Genomic DNA, 14,275 nt, shown 5'->3' on the forward strand with positions numbered 1-14,275 from the left:
GTACGCGACCTGCCCGGCGCCGTGATCTCCCCGCTCCGGGCTCAGTCGCTCCTCGCCGCGGTCCGCGGTCGGCCCGGCGCCGTGATCTCCCCGCTCCCCCGGCGTACCAGCGACGGCTCCAGGACGAGGTGTTTCGGAGGACCCGCGGCACCGTCGAGGCGGTCGAGCAGCAGGCGCCCGACCTCGGCGCCGATGCGTTGGACGTCCTGCCGGATCACGGTCAGGGCGGGCTCGACCAGGTCGGCGGTCGGGAAGTCGTCGAAGCCCACGAGGGCGATCTGGTGCGAAAGCCCCGCGGACCGCAGGGCGCGAACCGCGCCGATGGTCAGGGTGTTCCGTCCGGTGACGAACGCGGTGGGCGGATCCGGCAGGGCCAGCAGTTTCGCGACCACGCGGGACGCGTCCTCCTCACCCCGGACGCTGGGCACCAGAAGCGAGGGGTCGAGCTCGAGGCCTGCCGCGGCGAGGGCCGCCCGGTACCCCGCGATCCGCTCCTGAGCGGTTTCGATCTCCTCCAGGTCGCTGAGCATCGCGACCCGGCGGTGTCCGCCCTCGATCAGGTGGGCGGTCGCCCGGGTGGCGCCGAGGACGTTGTCGACGGTGACCGAGTCGCAGTCCAGGCCGTGCGGGCGGCGGTCGACGAACACCAACGGCAGTCCGGCCCGCTGCTCGCTGACCAGGTACTCGTGGCGGCGCGAGGCCGGCATCAGCACCAGACCGTCGGCGCGACGCGCCACGAGATCCGCGACGATCCCCCGCTCGCGCTCCGGTTCCTCGTCGAGGCTGGCCGCGAGAACGGACAAGCCGGCCTCCCGCAGCGAGTCCTCCAGCGCCCGGAGGAGGCCGGCCGAGAAGCTGTTGCCGACGTCCTGCAGCAGGGCGCCGACGATGCCCGACCGCGAGTCCTTGCGCCGCAACGTGCTGGCGCCGAGGTTGTGCCGGTAGTCCAGCCTCTCGGCGGCCCGCAGGACGCGCTCGCGCACCTCGACCGATGCTCCGGCCTCGCCGTTCACCACCCGCGACACCGTCTTGACGCTCACCCCGGCGAGTTGCGCCACGTCCTTCATCGTCGACCGGGCCGGTCGATCGCGGTCGCCCCCCGCCTGCGTCAACGTTGTCGTCACGATCGCAGTATTTCTCATCGAGCCCTTGACCACAAGGACATTGGATGGTCCTCTTCTTACGTCAACGTTGACGTAAGAACAAACTCTGCTGACTCCGGGGAGGACCCCTCTCATGTCCATCACCACCCGCACGGCACGCCTCGGCGTCGCCGCGGCCGCACTGACCGGTCTTCTCGCGCTGACGGCCTGCGGCGGCGACGACACCGGCGCGTCGGCCTCGTCGACCGACAAGATCGGCGTCTCGCTGATCACCAAGGACTCCAGCAACCCGTTCTTCGTCGCCATGCAGAAGGGCGCCAAGGAGGAGGCCACCAAGAACAACGTCGACCTGACCGTCGCCTCCGGGAAGTCCGACGGCGACGAGCAGGGCCAGGTGCAGGCGATCGAGAACGCCATCGCGCAAGGCCAGAAGGGCATCTTGATCACGCCGAACGGACCCGGCGTCAACAGCGCGATCAAGAAGGCCCGCGACGCCGGGCTGTACGTGATCGCGCTGGACACCCCGCCGGACCCGGCCGACACCGTCGACATCACCTTCGCCACCGACAACTTCGAGGCCGGCAAGCTGATCGGGCAGTGGACCAGCAAGCAGCTGGCCGGCAAGCCCGCGACCATCGCGCTGCTCGACCTGTTCAACGACAAGGTCGTCTCGGTCGACTACAACCGCGACCAAGGCTTCCTCACCGGGCTCGGCGTCGACGTCAAGGACGCCAAGAAGAACGGCGACGAGGACAAGACCGGCTCGTACGGCGGTGGCTCGTACACGATCGTCTGCAACGAACCCACCCAGGGCGCCGAGGACGGCGGGCGGTCGGCGATGGAGAACTGCCTGACCAAGAACTCCAACATCAACGTCGTCTACACGATCAACGAGCCGGCCGCGGTCGGCGCCTACAACGCCCTCAAGGCCGCCGGCAAGACCTCCGACGTGCTCGTGGTCTCGGTCGACGGCGGCTGCGCCGGCGTGAAGTCGGTCAAGGACAACGTCATCGGCGCGACCTCCCAGCAGTACCCGTTGAAGATGGCCGCGCTCGGCGTCGAGTCGATCGCCAAGATCGCCCGCGGCGGCGACAAGCCGAAGAACACCGACGGCCTGGACTTCTACAACACCGGCGTGGCCCTGGTCACCGACAAGGCGGCGGCCGGCGTGACCAGCATCGACACCGCCAAGGGCGGCACGCTGTGCTGGGGATGAGCGGTAACGGACGCGCGGAGCTGACGACATGACGACGCAGAGCACCACCCCTGGCGCCGCGGCGCAGGAGCTCGCCCGGCGCGAACACACACCGGCGCAGCGGATCCAGCATCTCCTCCACCAGCACCCGGCACTCAGCCCGGCGATCATCCTGCTGCTCACGGTGATCTGCTTCACCGCCGTGAACAGCCGGTTCTCCAACCCCGCGGCGCTGTCCCTGCTGGTTCAGCAGACGGCCGTCATCGCGGCCCTCGCGGTCGGCCAGACCCTGATCATCCTGACCGCCGGCATCGACCTGTCGGTCGGCGCGATCACGATCCTGGCGACGATGGTGACCGCGACGCTGGCCGCCGAGAACGGGTGGCCGGCCGGACTGGCCCTGGCCGCCGGGGTCGTCCTCGGGCTCGCCGCCGGCGCGCTCAACGGGCTCCTGGTGACCCGGATCGGACTTCCACCGTTCATCGTCACGCTCGGCACGCTGAGCATCTTCACCGCCGTCGCGCTGCTCTACTCAGGTGGGCAGAGCATCCAGAACAACCGGCTCCCGGACCTGCTCAACTGGACCGGCGAGGGCTTCTCGATCGGCCAGTTCCGGATCACCACCGGCGTACTGATCGTCATCGCCCTGTACGCCGTGGTCGGCTTCGCGCTCAGCCAGACCTCGTGGGGACGGCACGTCTACGCCGTCGGCGACGAACCGGAGGCCGCGCGGCTCAGCGGTGTCCGCTCGCGCCGGGTGCTGTTCAGCGTGTACGCCGTGGCCGGCCTGATCTACGGGATCGCGGGCTGGGTCCTGATCGGACGCGCCGGGGCCGCCAGCCCGAACGCGATCGTCGATGCCAACCTGGACAGCATCACCGCCGTCGTCATCGGTGGGACCAGCCTGTTCGGTGGCCGCGGCGGTCTGCTCGGCACGCTGCTCGGTGCGCTGATCGTGCAGGCGTTCACCGTCGGGCTGTCGCTGGCCGGGGTCGACGCGCAGTACCGGCTGCTCGCGGTCGGCGTCCTGGTGATCGTCGCGGTCTCGGTGGACCAGTGGATCAGAAAGGTGCGCTCATGACAGCCACGATCGACGGCACGCAGGCCACCCAGCTGCGCGTGCCGATCCTGTCGGCCCGCGGGCTGGTCAAGACGTTCGGCCGCGTCATCGGCCTCGACGGCGTCGACCTCGACCTGTACGGCGGGGAGGTGCTCGCGGTCATCGGCGACAACGGCGCCGGCAAGTCCACGCTGATCAAGTGCCTCACCGGAGCACTGATCCCCGACGCCGGTCAGCTCACGCTCGAGCAGGAGCCGATCGCCTTCCGCGGCCCGCAGGACGCGAGAGCCGCGGGCATCGAGACCGTCTACCAGACGCTGGCCGTCGCACCGGCACTCGACATCGCCAGCAACCTCTACCTCGGCCGGGAGGAACGCCGCCGCGGACCGCTGGGCTCGATCTTCCGCATGCTCGACCACCGCGGCATGCGCGAGCGCGCCGCGGAAGCGGTCAGCGAGCTCGGCATCCAGACCATCCAGAACATCCAGCAGACCGTGGAGACCTTGTCCGGCGGCCAGCGCCAGGCCGTCGCCGTCGCCCGCGCCGCCGCGTTCGGCAGCAAGGTCGTCGTACTCGACGAGCCGACGGCCGCACTGGGGGTCAAGGAGTCCAACCAGGTCCTCGAGATGATCAAGGGCCTGCGCGAACGCGGTCTCCCGGTAATCCTGATCAGCCACAACATGCCCCACGTCTGGGAGGTCGCCGACCGCATCCACATCCAGCGCCTCGGCCGCTGCGCCGGCGTCATCACTCCCCAGTCCCACACGATGAGCGACGGCGTCGCCATCATGACCGGAGCCGTCAACCTGCCCACCGCGGAACCGACCACCTGATTTTCCGCGTCCGACCCGGCCGCCACTCGACGGCCGGGTCGTGCGGATCAGGACCTTCGGCCCTACCGTGAGCCTCGGCCCGCGGGAAGGCTTGGGGGCATCATGCAACGGCTTTCAGGACTGACGGCGCTTCGTCCGCTCGACCGCGTAGACCGCGGCTTCGGTGCGGCGTTCCATGCCGAGCTTGCGGAGCAGGCCGGAGACGTAGTTCTTCACGGTCTTCTCGGCCAGGAACATGGTCTGCGCGATCTGCCGGTTCGTCTTGCCGGCGGCGATCTCCTCGAGGATCTTGCGCTCCTGCTCGGTGAGCGACTTGTACCGCGGGTCGTCCTCCTCCTCGGCCGGGTGCCGCAGGCGCTCCAGTACGGCGGTCGTCATCGCGGGGTCGAGCAACGACTCCCCCGCCGCCAGCCGCCGTACGGCGCCGACCAGATCCGTGCCGCTGACCTGCTTCAGCAGGTAGCCGGACGCGCCGGCCATGATCGCCGTGAACAGCGCCTCGTCGTCGGAGAACGACGTCAGCATCAGGCACGCCGGCGGGTTGTCCATCGCCGACCGGATCTCCCGGCACACCGAGATGCCGTCGCCGTCCGGCAGGCGCACGTCGAGTACGGCGACGTCCGGCTGCAGGGCCGGCACCCGGGCGATGGCGTGCGCCGCCGTACCGGCTTCTCCGATCACCTCGATGTCGGGTTCGGCCTCCAGCAGCTGGCGCAGGCCGAGCCGGACCACCTCGTGGTCGTCGAGCAGAAACACCTTGATCGCCATCGTGCCTCGCCAACTCCTCGGAGAACCCTGGGGCCCAGGGTAGACCCGCCCGCGGTGGGCAGGCCCTGATGACAACCTCACGCGAGTTCGACGGTACCGGGCTGGAGATCCTGACCGCCGAGGAATCCCGCAAGCTGCTCGCCTCGGTGCCGGTCGGACGCCTGGTGTTCACCCTCGGCGGGCTGCCCGCCGTCCGGTTGGTCAACTTCCTGGTCGACCGCGACACGATCGTCATCGCGACCGGGCCCGGTGACAAGTACCGTGCCGCCGAGCGTGGCGACGTGGTCGCCTTCGAAGCCGACGACATCGACCCGGACCGCCACCTGGGGTGGACGGTGACCGTGATCGGTCACCTTTCGGTGGTCTCACCGGAGGACACCGCCCGGCTCCAGCGCGCCTTGCCACTACATCCGTGGGCACCCGACCGTGACCAGCACTACGTACGGCTGGGCATCGAGACCAGCTCCGGCCGGCGCCTGCTCCCCTGGGGTCTCCGACCGCAAACCGCTTGACCGCGGCCAGAAGCTCCTCAGAGATCGATCTGGCACTCATCACCCAGGCGGGGTCGAGGCCCTGTCCCGTGCATCATGCCGACCCATGGCCTGCGGCACCAGGTACGCCGCTACCGTCAGGCCGGCGACCACGTCCGCCCGGATCCGGACGAACCGGATCCGGCGCGGCGAGACGCCGGCGGCGGTCATGTCAGTACGTCGGTACGACGATCTCGCCACGTCGCGCGGCCGTCACCAGGCGGCGCAACTCCAGCTCCTGGGCGGTCAGCGCGTGCGGGACGATCGCGACCGGGCACGTCATCGCCGCGATCGAGCGCCGGGCGACCGGATCGGACGGCAGCGGTCCGGCGTGCGAACCGACCACCACCAGGCCGACGTGCTGACTCTCGCGCACCAGGGCCGCGGCGGCCGGGCGGCTGCTCAGGAACCGGGTCACCCGGACCTCGGGGAACTCGTTGCTCCACACCGCCAAAGCCTCCGCCAGGGTCTGGTCCGCCCGGTGGATCCAGGAGTGATCGACGTCCTCGTCGTTCCCGGCGTGGTCAGCCGGCAGTCCGGCGTGAACGACGACGAGATCGCCCTCACGATCGGCCGCCGCCCGGAACGCGAACTCCAGCGCCTCGTTCGACAACGGCGTACCATCGATGCCTACGGCAACGTTTCGGTCCAGGGCCGACGGCTTCCAGGTCTCCGGTACGACGACCACCGGGCAGCCCAGCCGGGCGGCCAGGTGCAGGTTCGACTGTGCGGCCAGCAGGCGGTGCGGTCCCCGTGCCCTGGTCCGGCCGACGACGAGCATCCGAGCGTGCCGGGCCGCGTGCCGCAGCACCTTCGCGCGCGACCCTTCCTCGGTCTCCGCAACGACTTGCAGCGCGTAGCCGTAGCGGTGCCGCAGATGCGCGACCGCGGCCCGCGCGACCGCGTCGGCCAGGTCCGCCGGAGACTTCGGCCGGTAGCTCGGCGTCATCGGCGAGAACGAGGTGTGGGCCTGGTACGGCGTCACCAGCACCAGCTCGGCCCCGGAACGCATCGCCTCCAGGCAGGCGTAGTCGACGATCCGCAATCCCTCCGCCGTACCGTCGACCTCGACGACAACAGGTCCGGTGCGTGTCCAGGTGCTCATGTCCAGCCTCCACTTTCGGTCACCTTCAGGGTCGCGCCGGACGGTGCTCCGCGGCAGAGCCGCCAGGCCCTCCTTCGCTGGGCCGGACGGCGGTCTCACCCGGGACCTTCGTCCCCCGCGCCGACGACTGTTCACTTCGTGCGACGACCTGCGTAGGGTGAAACGAGTGACAGGGGTCGAGGGGGAACACAAAGCGAGCTGGGACGAAGGTGCCCTCGAGTTCGCCGGCTTGTCGCGGGTCAGACTCGACGCACTGCTGCAGGAGCTGCTCGGTCGCGTCGACGAGATCATGGACTCCCAGGAACGCCTGCGCGCCCTGCTGGACGCGGTCGTCGGCATCGGCGCCGACCTCGACCTGAACAGCACCCTCGACCGCATCGTCACCGCCGCCTGCGAACTGGTCGGAGCCCGGTACGGCGCTCTCGGCGTCGTCGGCCCCGACGGCAAGCGCCTGTCCCGCTTCATCACCCACGGCGTCGACGCCGACCAGATCGCCCAGATCGGCCCGTACCCCGAAGGCCACGGCATCCTCGGTCTGCTCATCGAACACCCCGAGCCACTGCGCCTGACCGACCTGTCCGAGCACCCGCGCTCGTTCGGCTTCCCACCCAACCACCCACCGATGAAGTCGTTCCTCGGCGTCCCGATCCGCACCCGCGAGTACGTGTTCGGCAACCTCTACCTGACCGAGAAGCCGGACCACGCCGACTTCACCGAGGACGACGAGCGCACCGTCACCGCCCTGGCCGCCGCAGCCGGCGTCGTGATCGACAACGCCCGCCTGTACGCCGACACCGAGCGCCGCCGCCGCTGGCACGAGGTGACCGCCGAAATCACCCAGCTGATGCTCGGCCAGGTCGACCCGCACGAGGCCTTGCAACTGATCGCCACCCGCGCCCGGGAGGTCTCCGGATCACTGGTCGGCGCGGTCCTGCTGCGCCAGGACGGTCACCTCGTCGTCGAAGCGCTCGATGCGCCGGCGTCCTTTCAGGCCTTTCGCGGTCGCCGGATCGCGCTCGACCAGCCTGGGCTGGCCGACATCCTCGACAGCGACGAGCAGGTGGTGATCGAGGACCTGGCCGATCTCGTCAAGGAGAGCGGCCGCCTCACCGAAGCGCCGGAGCTCGAAGAACTCGGCCGGACCATCCTGGCCCCGCTGCCCGCTGGCAGCAGCACCGCCGGCGGCGTACTGGTCGTCGCGGCCGCGACCGGTACGGCGCTCGGTGTCACCCCCGGCACCGACCTCGTCCGCATGTTCGCCAACCAGGCGACACTCGCCCTCGACCGCGCCCAGGCCCAGCGCGACCAGTCCGTGCTCGCCGTCCTCGAGGACCGCGACCGGATCGCCCGCGACCTGCACGACCTGGTGATCCAGCGGCTCTTCGCCACCGGCCTGCAGCTGCAGGGCATGCAGCGCATGGTCCGCCCGGACGTGCAGGAGCGGATCAGCAAGGCCGTCGAGGACATCGACACCACCATCCGCGACCTGCGGGCCGCCATCTTCGAGCTGCACCACCAACCCGGGCAGAGCTCCCTGCGCGCGAACGTCCAGTCCCTCGTCGCCGAGTACGCCGAACCGCTCGGGTTCCGCCCGCGCCTGGTCTGCGACGGCCCGCTCGACACCGCCGTACCGGCGTCGGCCCGGCCGCAGATCCTCGCCGCGATCGGGGAGTCACTGTCCAACGTCGTCCGGCACGCCCAGGCGACCGACGTACTGGTCGAAGTGTCCGTCACGGGCACCGAGGTCGTCGCCCGCGTCAGCGACGACGGCGTCGGCATCTCCGGCAACAGCCGGCAGAGCGGCCTGCGCAACCTGCGCGAACGGGCCGAGGCATTGGGTGGCGCCGTGCGGATCGCGCCCAACGATCCGCACGGCACCGTGCTGGAGCTCCGCGCGCCCCTCAACGCGGCCCCCAGCTGATCAGGAGTCGTCGCGCCGTGCGTGGACGACCGCGATCGGGCAGGTGGCGTGGTGCAGGACGCCGCGGGCGACGGAACCGAGCAGCATCGTGGTGACGCGGCGATGCTTGTGGCCACCGACCACCAGCAACTGGGCGTCGGCCTCCGCGGCGGCGGTGACGACACCGTCCACGGGGTGGCCGCGGCGCAGGTCGACCTCGATCGTCAGACCGGGATGCTCCGTCCGCCACGGCTTCGCCACCTCGTCGGCGTGCCGCCGGGCGTTCTGCTCCCACTCGTCGCTGATGTCCGCGATGTTCATCGCGTCCCAGCTGTAGACGTTCGGCAGGTCCCACACGTGGACCAGGCGCAACGGCAGCCCGCGCTCGATCGCCGCGGCGACCGCGAACTCCATAACTGCCTCGTGACGCTCGGAGTCGTCCACCGCGACCAGCACCGGTCCGGCGTGGTCGGACGGCTTCCAGCTGTCCGGTACGACGACAACCGGGACGGCGGCTTCGGTCGTGGCCTGCTCCGAGGTGGAGCCGATCAGCAACCGCTTGAAGGCGCCCATCCCCCGCCGGCCGAGCACCAGCATCCGGCTGTCGGCCGCGACCTCGGTCAGGGTCCGGGCCGGAGGCCCGACCAGCAGATCCATCTCGTGGTCGAGCCGGCCGGGTGCCGCGTCCAGGTGCTTCTGGACGTCCTTGACCAGGTCCATCGCGGCGTCGTCGATCACCGTCGGCTCCCAGTACGGCGCGTGCCGGAGCTTCTCCTCGATCACGTGCACTGCGCGGAGCGGTTCGCGCCGCAGCAGGGACTCCTGCAACGCCCACTCCAGAGCTCCGGTGTCACGCCAGGAGCCGTCGACGCCGACGTAGATGACAGGCTTGACGGTCATCGTCGTCACCACAGCCAGGCCGCGAGGTCACGGCGGTGCGAGGTGGTTGTCATGGTCTGTTCCTTTCACTTGCCGGGCACTTCGAGCGTGCGCCGGCTGGAGTACCGGCGGGCAGGGCCCGCGGTCACCACCGGAGGTGCCGAAGGGCCTGTCGGGTCGGGACCCTTGCCCGCAGCGGGCACGCACCGTCGAGGACGAGGCTGGGGGCAGACGCGAAGTGCGCGCCGGCAGATCGAGGAGGACCCCATGTCGGACGACCGGCTGTCGATGGAACAGATCGATACCCTGCTGAGCGCCGCCGTGGCGGCACCGAGCATGCACAACACCCAGCCCTGGCGGTTCGAGGTCGAGGGTCACGTCGTCGACGTCTTCATCGACGGCTCCCGCGCCCTGCTCGCCGAGGACCCGACCGGCCGGGCGATGCGAATCGCCACCGGCGCCGCGATCTTCAACCTGCGTTGCGCTGCCGCGTGGATGGGCTTCAGCACCTGGTTCGGGCTGTGCCCGGATCCGCGCGAGCCGGATCTGGTCGGCAGGCTCGTCCTCGAGCCCGTGGCGACTCCTGACAACGACCTGTGCGACCTGTACGGCGAGATCCCGCGCCGGCACACCAGCCGTACGCCGGTCGCTGCCGAACCGCTCTTCCAGGACGACCGGCTCGCTCTGATCCGCGCCGCCCTGCAGGAGAAGGCCGAGCTGACCTGGCTCCCCGACGACCGGATCGACAGCGTGATGGACCTCGTCCTCGACACCGACCTGCGCGAGATCCACGACTGGCACCGCAGCGCCGAACGGACCCACTGGATCGGCGGCGACCGCCCGCACGACGGCGTACCGAGCGGCGCCCTCGGCCCGCGTTCCGACCACTACCCCGCCGCCGTTCGCGACCTCGGTACGGCGCCGAGCGACCGCACCAGGCCGCGCGCGGCTTTCGAGGACCACCCGGCGCTCGCCGTACTCTCCACCGAGCACGACGAGGCCGGCGACCAGGTCGCGGCCGGCATCGCGCTGGAGCGGATCCTGCTCACCGCGACCCGTCGCGGAATCGCCGCGTCGTTCCTCAACCAGCTGCTCGAGTACGACGACCTGCGCCGCAAGGTCCAGCGGACCACCGGCAAGGCGGGCTTCGCCGACATGGTGATCCGCTTCGGCCGCAACCGAACCCCCGCCGTCACCGGCCGCCGTCCGGTGGCCGACGTCGTCACCATCCGCTCCGAGGAGCAGTCATGACCGACTCCCCCGCCTCCCTGCAGCTGGAGCTGACCCGCTGGGAGCACGAGCTGGACGCCCTCGAGAACGAGAGCATCGCGGAAGGCTGGTCCACGCCCGAACGGCTGCTGGCGGCCATGCAGAGCACGGTCGCCGCGTACCAGCGCCGCATCCTGCCGCGGCTGCGGGCCGAGCACGACCTGGCCGTGCCCGATGCCGCCGCCATCACGTCGTACGACGTGATCGTCGAGGACGAACTGGTCCGGCAGGTTCAGCAACTGGACGACCTGCGCCGCGACCTGATCACCCAGGGCAACACCACCGACCTGCAGCTACGGATCGCCGGAACCTTCGCGGCGCTTCGCGCCCTCGCCACCGTCACCCTGCGCTTCGGGCAACAGGCCGAACGGCCCCCACTGGACCAACGAGCCACGCGGTCCCCGGGCCTCGGCCGTGCGGTACGGCGCTACGAACGGAGCCTGCGATGACGCCCGGTCCGCAGGCCCTGACCGACGACGAGGTCGGCATCCTGCTCGCCGCGGCGACGCACGCGCCGTCCATGCACAACACCCAGCCCTGGCGGTTCGAGGTCAACGGCTCGACCGTCGACGTCCTGCTGGACGCCGAACGCGCTCTGCCGGCCGAAGACCCGGCCGAGCGGATGATCCGGATCGGACTCGGCGCCGCCGCGTTCAACGTCCGGGTCGCCGCCGCGGTGCTGGGCCACGACACGACGTACGCGACCGGCCCGGACCCGTCGCGTCCGGACATCGCTGCCCGGATGTTCCTGGCCGAGCGCAGACCTACGACGGCCACGGCCCTGAGCAGCCTGTACGGCGAACTGCTGCGCCGCCACACCTACCGCGGTCCGATGACCGAGCACGACCTGTCTCCGCACGTCCGGGACCGGCTCGACGACGCGGCGCACAGCGAAGGCGGCGAGCTGCACTGGCTGGACCACGCCCAGTGCGTCCTGCTCGGCGGCATCCTGCGCAAGGCGGACCAGTTGGACCTCGCCGACGAGGGCCGCGTGCACGAGCGGCTGCGATGGATCGGCGGCGACCGCAACCGCGACGGCGTTCCTGCCGGCGCCCTGGGCCCGGTCGCGGTCCGCCGGTCGGCCGTCCGCGATCTCGCCGCCGGCTTCGACAGCGCCCACCGCAGCCAGGCGGTCTTCGAGACCCGGCCGGTCGTCGCGGTGCTCACCAGCAACGGCGACGACGGGCACGCCTGGCTCCGATCGGGCCAGGCCCTGCAACGAACGTTGCTCACAGCAACGTCGTACGACGTCGCGGCCTCGTTCCTCAACCAGGCGCTCGAGCACCCGGTCCAGCGCCTGAAGATCCGCGAACTGACCGGTGGCCACCGGTGGCCCCAGATGATCCTGCGGATCGGACATCCCGCCCACGCCACCGGATGCACCCCACGCCGCGACTGGCACGAAACGCTCCATCCCAGCAACTGAAGTCGCCCGGCAAGATCGTCCCCCTGGCCGCGTCCCCTGGTCGAGGGCCCGTCGATCCGGTCAGTCGAGCAGCACGTCCGCGATCGGGCGGCGAGGTGCCGGCGGGACCTGCGGTCCGTAGCCGAAGCGGATGACGGACTGCGGACGGCGCCACGCCCCGAGCGGGTCGCCGACCAGCCAGCGCAGCGTGTCGTGCTCGATCGCCTGGTTGAGCAACGAGGTGGAGACGCCGTGGGCGGTCGCCTCGAGCAGCACGCGTTCCATCGCCTGACCGGCTCGCAGCCAGTCGACCGGGCCGTCGTGCGCAGTGCTCAGTACGACGAGTTGCGGGTCCGCCTCGAACCGCGCCGCCGGCCTGATCGCATCGACCGGTGTCACCGCCAGGTCCCGGGCCGTGACACCGTCGACAGGCCGGGGGCCGAGGTTCCGTGACGGTACGCCGTCCAGCGGGCGTTCGCCGCCGACCCATCGCCGGCGCTCCGTCGTACGGGCTTGCTCGACGGCGTCGAGCTCGCCCGCCTCGATCGTTGCCAGCTGCACCCATTTGAGCCGGGACGGCCCATCGAGCCACTCCAGCTCGGCGCCCTCCAGCCGTGCGGTCACGTCGAGCAGTTCGCGCACCTCGTCCGGGACAGGCCGGTCGACGTACGGCTGCCGGTTGGTCCGCCGCGCCCACACGGCGCTCTCCAGCACCCGCAACGGCGCGGTGTCGGCGTCCACGCCGGTCAGCTCGATCTCTGCGACCAGGTCCGGCCGGGTCCGGTCCAGCACGTACTGGACGGCGGCGCCGAAGCCCTGGTACGCCGCGGCCACCCGAAGGTTCAGGATTGCCGCGCCCAGGGAGACGTGCAGCATCCGGCGGTCCGGGTCCTCGGCCGGCAGCTCACGCGCCTGGTCGCGATGGACCTCGACCACCCAGCCGCGGAAGCGGAACTTCCACGGCTGGGTGTTGTGCATCGAGGGCGCCGCCACCGCTGCCCGCAGCAGCTCGTCGCGGATCCCGTCCGCCGGACCAGTCATCAGCGGGTCTCCGGCTCGATTCCCGCCTCGCCGAACAGGGCCACCTTCAGCGCACCGGTCTCACCGGCCCCGGAGAAGACGTCGTACGCGTCCTGCATCTCGTCGAGACCGAAGCGGTGCGTGATCAAGTCGGGCAGCTCCAACCGGCCCGCGGCGAGCATCGCCAGCAGCCTCGGTGTGCTGGAGGTGTCGACCAGACCTGTCGTGATGGTGACGTTCTTGATCCACAGCTCTTCGAGGTGCAGCGTCGCAGGAGCACCGTGCACACCGACGTTGGCCACCGTGCCGCCGGGCCGGACCACCTGGGTGCAGAGCTCGAACGTCTCCGGGATACCGACCGCCTCGATCGCCACCTCGGCGCCGAGCCCGCCGGTCAGTTCACGGACCGCCGCGACGACGTCGTCGTCCGGCGCGAGTACCAGGTCGGCACCCCGTTCGAGCGCCGCCTTGCGCCGGGCGTCCGCCGCATCGACCACGATGATGCGCGCCGGGCTGAACAGCTTGCTGGTCGCGATCGCCGCGAGACCGATCGGTCCGGCTCCGACGATGACGACGGTGTCACCGGGCGACACCCGGCCGTTGAGCACCCCCACCTCGTACGACGTCGGCAAGATGTCGGCCAGCTGTAGCGCGGCCTCGTCGCTGACGTTGTCCGGTAGCTTGTGCACCGACCGGTCCGCGAACGGCACCCGGACCTGCTCGGCCTGGGTGCCATCGATCAGGTGGCCGAGGATCCAGCCGCCCCCGCCGAGGCACTGCCCGTAGTGACCCTGACGGCAGTACTCGCACCGGCCGCAGGAGGTGATGCAGGAGATCAGCACGCGGTCGCCGACCGCGACGCCCCGCACGCCCGCGCCGACCTCGGTGATCGTGCCGACCGCCTCGTGACCGAGGATCCGCCCGGGCTGCACGGTCGGCACGTCGCCTTTCAGGATGTGCAGATCGGTGCCGCAGATGGTCACCGCGTCGACGCGCACGATTGCGTCCTCGGGATCCTGGATCACCGGGTCCGGCACCTCGTGCCAGCTCCGTTGCCCCGGACCGTTGTAGACCAGCGCCTTCATGGCAGACCTCCTCGAAGAGATGTATCCCCTCGACCATCGGCGGATGGGACCGGATGCAGCAGGGCCCAAACACACCAGTGCACCGGGACCTTCGCCGCGACCGGTCGGGCCCTTACGCCCTGG

At 70.7% G+C, this 14,275-nt stretch carries 14 protein-coding genes; 8 read left to right on the forward strand and 6 right to left on the reverse strand.

The window, feature by feature from the left end; genetic code table 11:
- Nucleotides 1-41: 41 nt before the first annotated feature.
- Nucleotides 42-1,124: a LacI family DNA-binding transcriptional regulator gene (locus ABD235_RS11345; RefSeq protein WP_344172862.1), complete on the reverse strand. Its 1,083-nt coding sequence runs from the start codon at nucleotides 1,122-1,124 to the stop codon at nucleotides 42-44.
- 112 nt (nucleotides 1,125-1,236) lie between these two features.
- On the opposite strand from ABD235_RS11345, the gene ABD235_RS11350 reads away from it, so the two are divergent.
- The 3 genes from ABD235_RS11350 to ABD235_RS11360 are packed head-to-tail and all read left to right on the forward strand — an operon-like array spanning nucleotide 1,237 to nucleotide 4,191.
- Nucleotides 1,237-2,319, forward strand: a complete 1,083-nt coding sequence (locus ABD235_RS11350) for a substrate-binding domain-containing protein (protein WP_344172864.1) — start codon at nucleotides 1,237-1,239, stop codon at nucleotides 2,317-2,319.
- A 28-nt stretch (nucleotides 2,320-2,347) separates the two neighbouring features.
- A complete protein-coding gene (locus tag ABD235_RS11355; protein WP_344172866.1) occupies nucleotides 2,348-3,379 on the forward strand; it encodes an ABC transporter permease in 1,032 nt (343 codons plus the stop codon).
- On the forward strand, nucleotides 3,376-4,191 hold the full coding sequence (locus ABD235_RS11360; protein ID WP_344172868.1) for an ATP-binding cassette domain-containing protein: 816 nt from the start codon (nucleotides 3,376-3,378) through the stop codon (nucleotides 4,189-4,191). The genes ABD235_RS11355 and ABD235_RS11360 overlap by 4 nt, the downstream gene beginning before the upstream one ends.
- Nucleotides 4,192-4,305: 114 nt before the next feature.
- On the opposite strand, the gene ABD235_RS11365 is transcribed toward ABD235_RS11360, so the two are convergent.
- The gene (locus tag ABD235_RS11365) at nucleotides 4,306-4,959 is read right to left on the reverse strand and encodes a response regulator (RefSeq protein ID WP_344172870.1); all 654 of its coding nucleotides are present in this window, start codon (nucleotides 4,957-4,959) and stop codon (nucleotides 4,306-4,308) included.
- 68 nt (nucleotides 4,960-5,027) lie between these two features.
- Here ABD235_RS11365 and ABD235_RS11370 point away from each other — a divergent pair, with 68 nt between their 5' ends.
- On the forward strand, nucleotides 5,028-5,471 hold the full coding sequence (locus ABD235_RS11370; protein WP_344172872.1) for a pyridoxamine 5'-phosphate oxidase family protein: 444 nt from the start codon (nucleotides 5,028-5,030) through the stop codon (nucleotides 5,469-5,471).
- Between the two features lie 190 nt (nucleotides 5,472-5,661).
- Here ABD235_RS11370 and ABD235_RS11375 read toward each other — a convergent pair whose 3' ends face one another.
- The gene (locus tag ABD235_RS11375; RefSeq protein ID WP_344172874.1) at nucleotides 5,662-6,594 is read right to left on the reverse strand and encodes a universal stress protein; all 933 of its coding nucleotides are present in this window, start codon (nucleotides 6,592-6,594) and stop codon (nucleotides 5,662-5,664) included.
- Between the two features lie 166 nt (nucleotides 6,595-6,760).
- Between ABD235_RS11375 and ABD235_RS11380 the strand changes: the two genes are divergently transcribed.
- The gene (locus ABD235_RS11380) at nucleotides 6,761-8,515 is read left to right on the forward strand and encodes a GAF domain-containing sensor histidine kinase (protein ID WP_344172876.1); all 1,755 of its coding nucleotides are present in this window, start codon (nucleotides 6,761-6,763) and stop codon (nucleotides 8,513-8,515) included.
- Here the strand turns inward: ABD235_RS11380 and ABD235_RS11385 are convergent, their stop codons facing one another.
- Nucleotides 8,516-9,394, reverse strand: coding sequence for a universal stress protein (locus ABD235_RS11385; RefSeq protein WP_344172878.1), 879 nt, complete (start codon nucleotides 9,392-9,394; stop codon nucleotides 8,516-8,518).
- 246 nt (nucleotides 9,395-9,640) lie between these two features.
- On the opposite strand from ABD235_RS11385, the gene ABD235_RS11390 reads away from it, so the two are divergent.
- Genes ABD235_RS11390 through ABD235_RS11400 form a run of 3 tightly spaced genes read left to right on the forward strand, consistent with a single transcriptional unit; the run spans nucleotide 9,641 to nucleotide 12,068 of the window.
- Nucleotides 9,641-10,624: an Acg family FMN-binding oxidoreductase gene (locus ABD235_RS11390; RefSeq protein ID WP_344172880.1), complete on the forward strand. Its 984-nt coding sequence runs from the start codon at nucleotides 9,641-9,643 to the stop codon at nucleotides 10,622-10,624.
- On the forward strand, nucleotides 10,621-11,091 hold the full coding sequence (locus ABD235_RS11395; RefSeq protein WP_344172882.1) for a hypothetical protein: 471 nt from the start codon (nucleotides 10,621-10,623) through the stop codon (nucleotides 11,089-11,091). The genes ABD235_RS11390 and ABD235_RS11395 overlap by 4 nt, the downstream gene beginning before the upstream one ends.
- Nucleotides 11,088-12,068, forward strand: a complete 981-nt coding sequence (locus ABD235_RS11400; protein WP_344172884.1) for an Acg family FMN-binding oxidoreductase — start codon at nucleotides 11,088-11,090, stop codon at nucleotides 12,066-12,068. Before ABD235_RS11395 ends, ABD235_RS11400 begins: the two co-directional genes overlap by 4 nt.
- Nucleotides 12,069-12,128: 60 nt before the next feature.
- Here the strand turns inward: ABD235_RS11400 and ABD235_RS11405 are convergent, their stop codons facing one another.
- Together ABD235_RS11405 and ABD235_RS11410 are read right to left on the reverse strand one after the other, a co-directional pair.
- Entirely contained in the window at nucleotides 12,129-13,088 is a 960-nt protein-coding gene (locus ABD235_RS11405) for an Acg family FMN-binding oxidoreductase (RefSeq protein WP_344172886.1), read from the reverse strand.
- Nucleotides 13,088-14,152, reverse strand: coding sequence for a zinc-dependent alcohol dehydrogenase family protein (locus ABD235_RS11410; protein ID WP_344172888.1), 1,065 nt, complete (start codon nucleotides 14,150-14,152; stop codon nucleotides 13,088-13,090). The genes ABD235_RS11405 and ABD235_RS11410 overlap by 1 nt, the downstream gene beginning before the upstream one ends.
- Nucleotides 14,153-14,275: the final 123 nt, after the last annotated feature.

Source organism: Kribbella lupini, assembly GCF_039529595.1.
Lineage (GTDB): Bacteria > Actinomycetota > Actinomycetes > Propionibacteriales > Kribbellaceae > Kribbella > Kribbella lupini.

What these genes read in the sequence shown, in the direction of transcription:
- ABD235_RS11350 (WP_344172864.1), top strand. Translation starts at nt 1,237, where the DNA reads ATGTCCATCACCACCCGCACGGCACGCCTCGGCGTCGCCGCGGCCGCA.
- ABD235_RS11355 (WP_344172866.1), top strand. Translation starts at nt 2,348, where the DNA reads ATGACGACGCAGAGCACCACCCCTGGCGCCGCGGCGCAGGAGCTCGCC.
- ABD235_RS11360 (WP_344172868.1), top strand. Translation starts at nt 3,376, where the DNA reads ATGACAGCCACGATCGACGGCACGCAGGCCACCCAGCTGCGCGTGCCG.
- ABD235_RS11365 (WP_344172870.1), bottom strand. Translation starts at nt 4,959, where the DNA reads ATGGCGATCAAGGTGTTTCTGCTCGACGACCACGAGGTGGTCCGGCTC.
- ABD235_RS11370 (WP_344172872.1), top strand. Translation starts at nt 5,028, where the DNA reads ATGACAACCTCACGCGAGTTCGACGGTACCGGGCTGGAGATCCTGACC.
- ABD235_RS11375 (WP_344172874.1), bottom strand. Translation starts at nt 6,594, where the DNA reads ATGAGCACCTGGACACGCACCGGACCTGTTGTCGTCGAGGTCGACGGT.
- ABD235_RS11385 (WP_344172878.1), bottom strand. Translation starts at nt 9,394, where the DNA reads ATGACCGTCAAGCCTGTCATCTACGTCGGCGTCGACGGCTCCTGGCGT.
- ABD235_RS11390 (WP_344172880.1), top strand. Translation starts at nt 9,641, where the DNA reads ATGTCGGACGACCGGCTGTCGATGGAACAGATCGATACCCTGCTGAGC.
- ABD235_RS11395 (WP_344172882.1), top strand. Translation starts at nt 10,621, where the DNA reads ATGACCGACTCCCCCGCCTCCCTGCAGCTGGAGCTGACCCGCTGGGAG.
- ABD235_RS11400 (WP_344172884.1), top strand. Translation starts at nt 11,088, where the DNA reads ATGACGCCCGGTCCGCAGGCCCTGACCGACGACGAGGTCGGCATCCTG.
- ABD235_RS11405 (WP_344172886.1), bottom strand. Translation starts at nt 13,088, where the DNA reads ATGACTGGTCCGGCGGACGGGATCCGCGACGAGCTGCTGCGGGCAGCG.
- ABD235_RS11410 (WP_344172888.1), bottom strand. Translation starts at nt 14,152, where the DNA reads ATGAAGGCGCTGGTCTACAACGGTCCGGGGCAACGGAGCTGGCACGAG.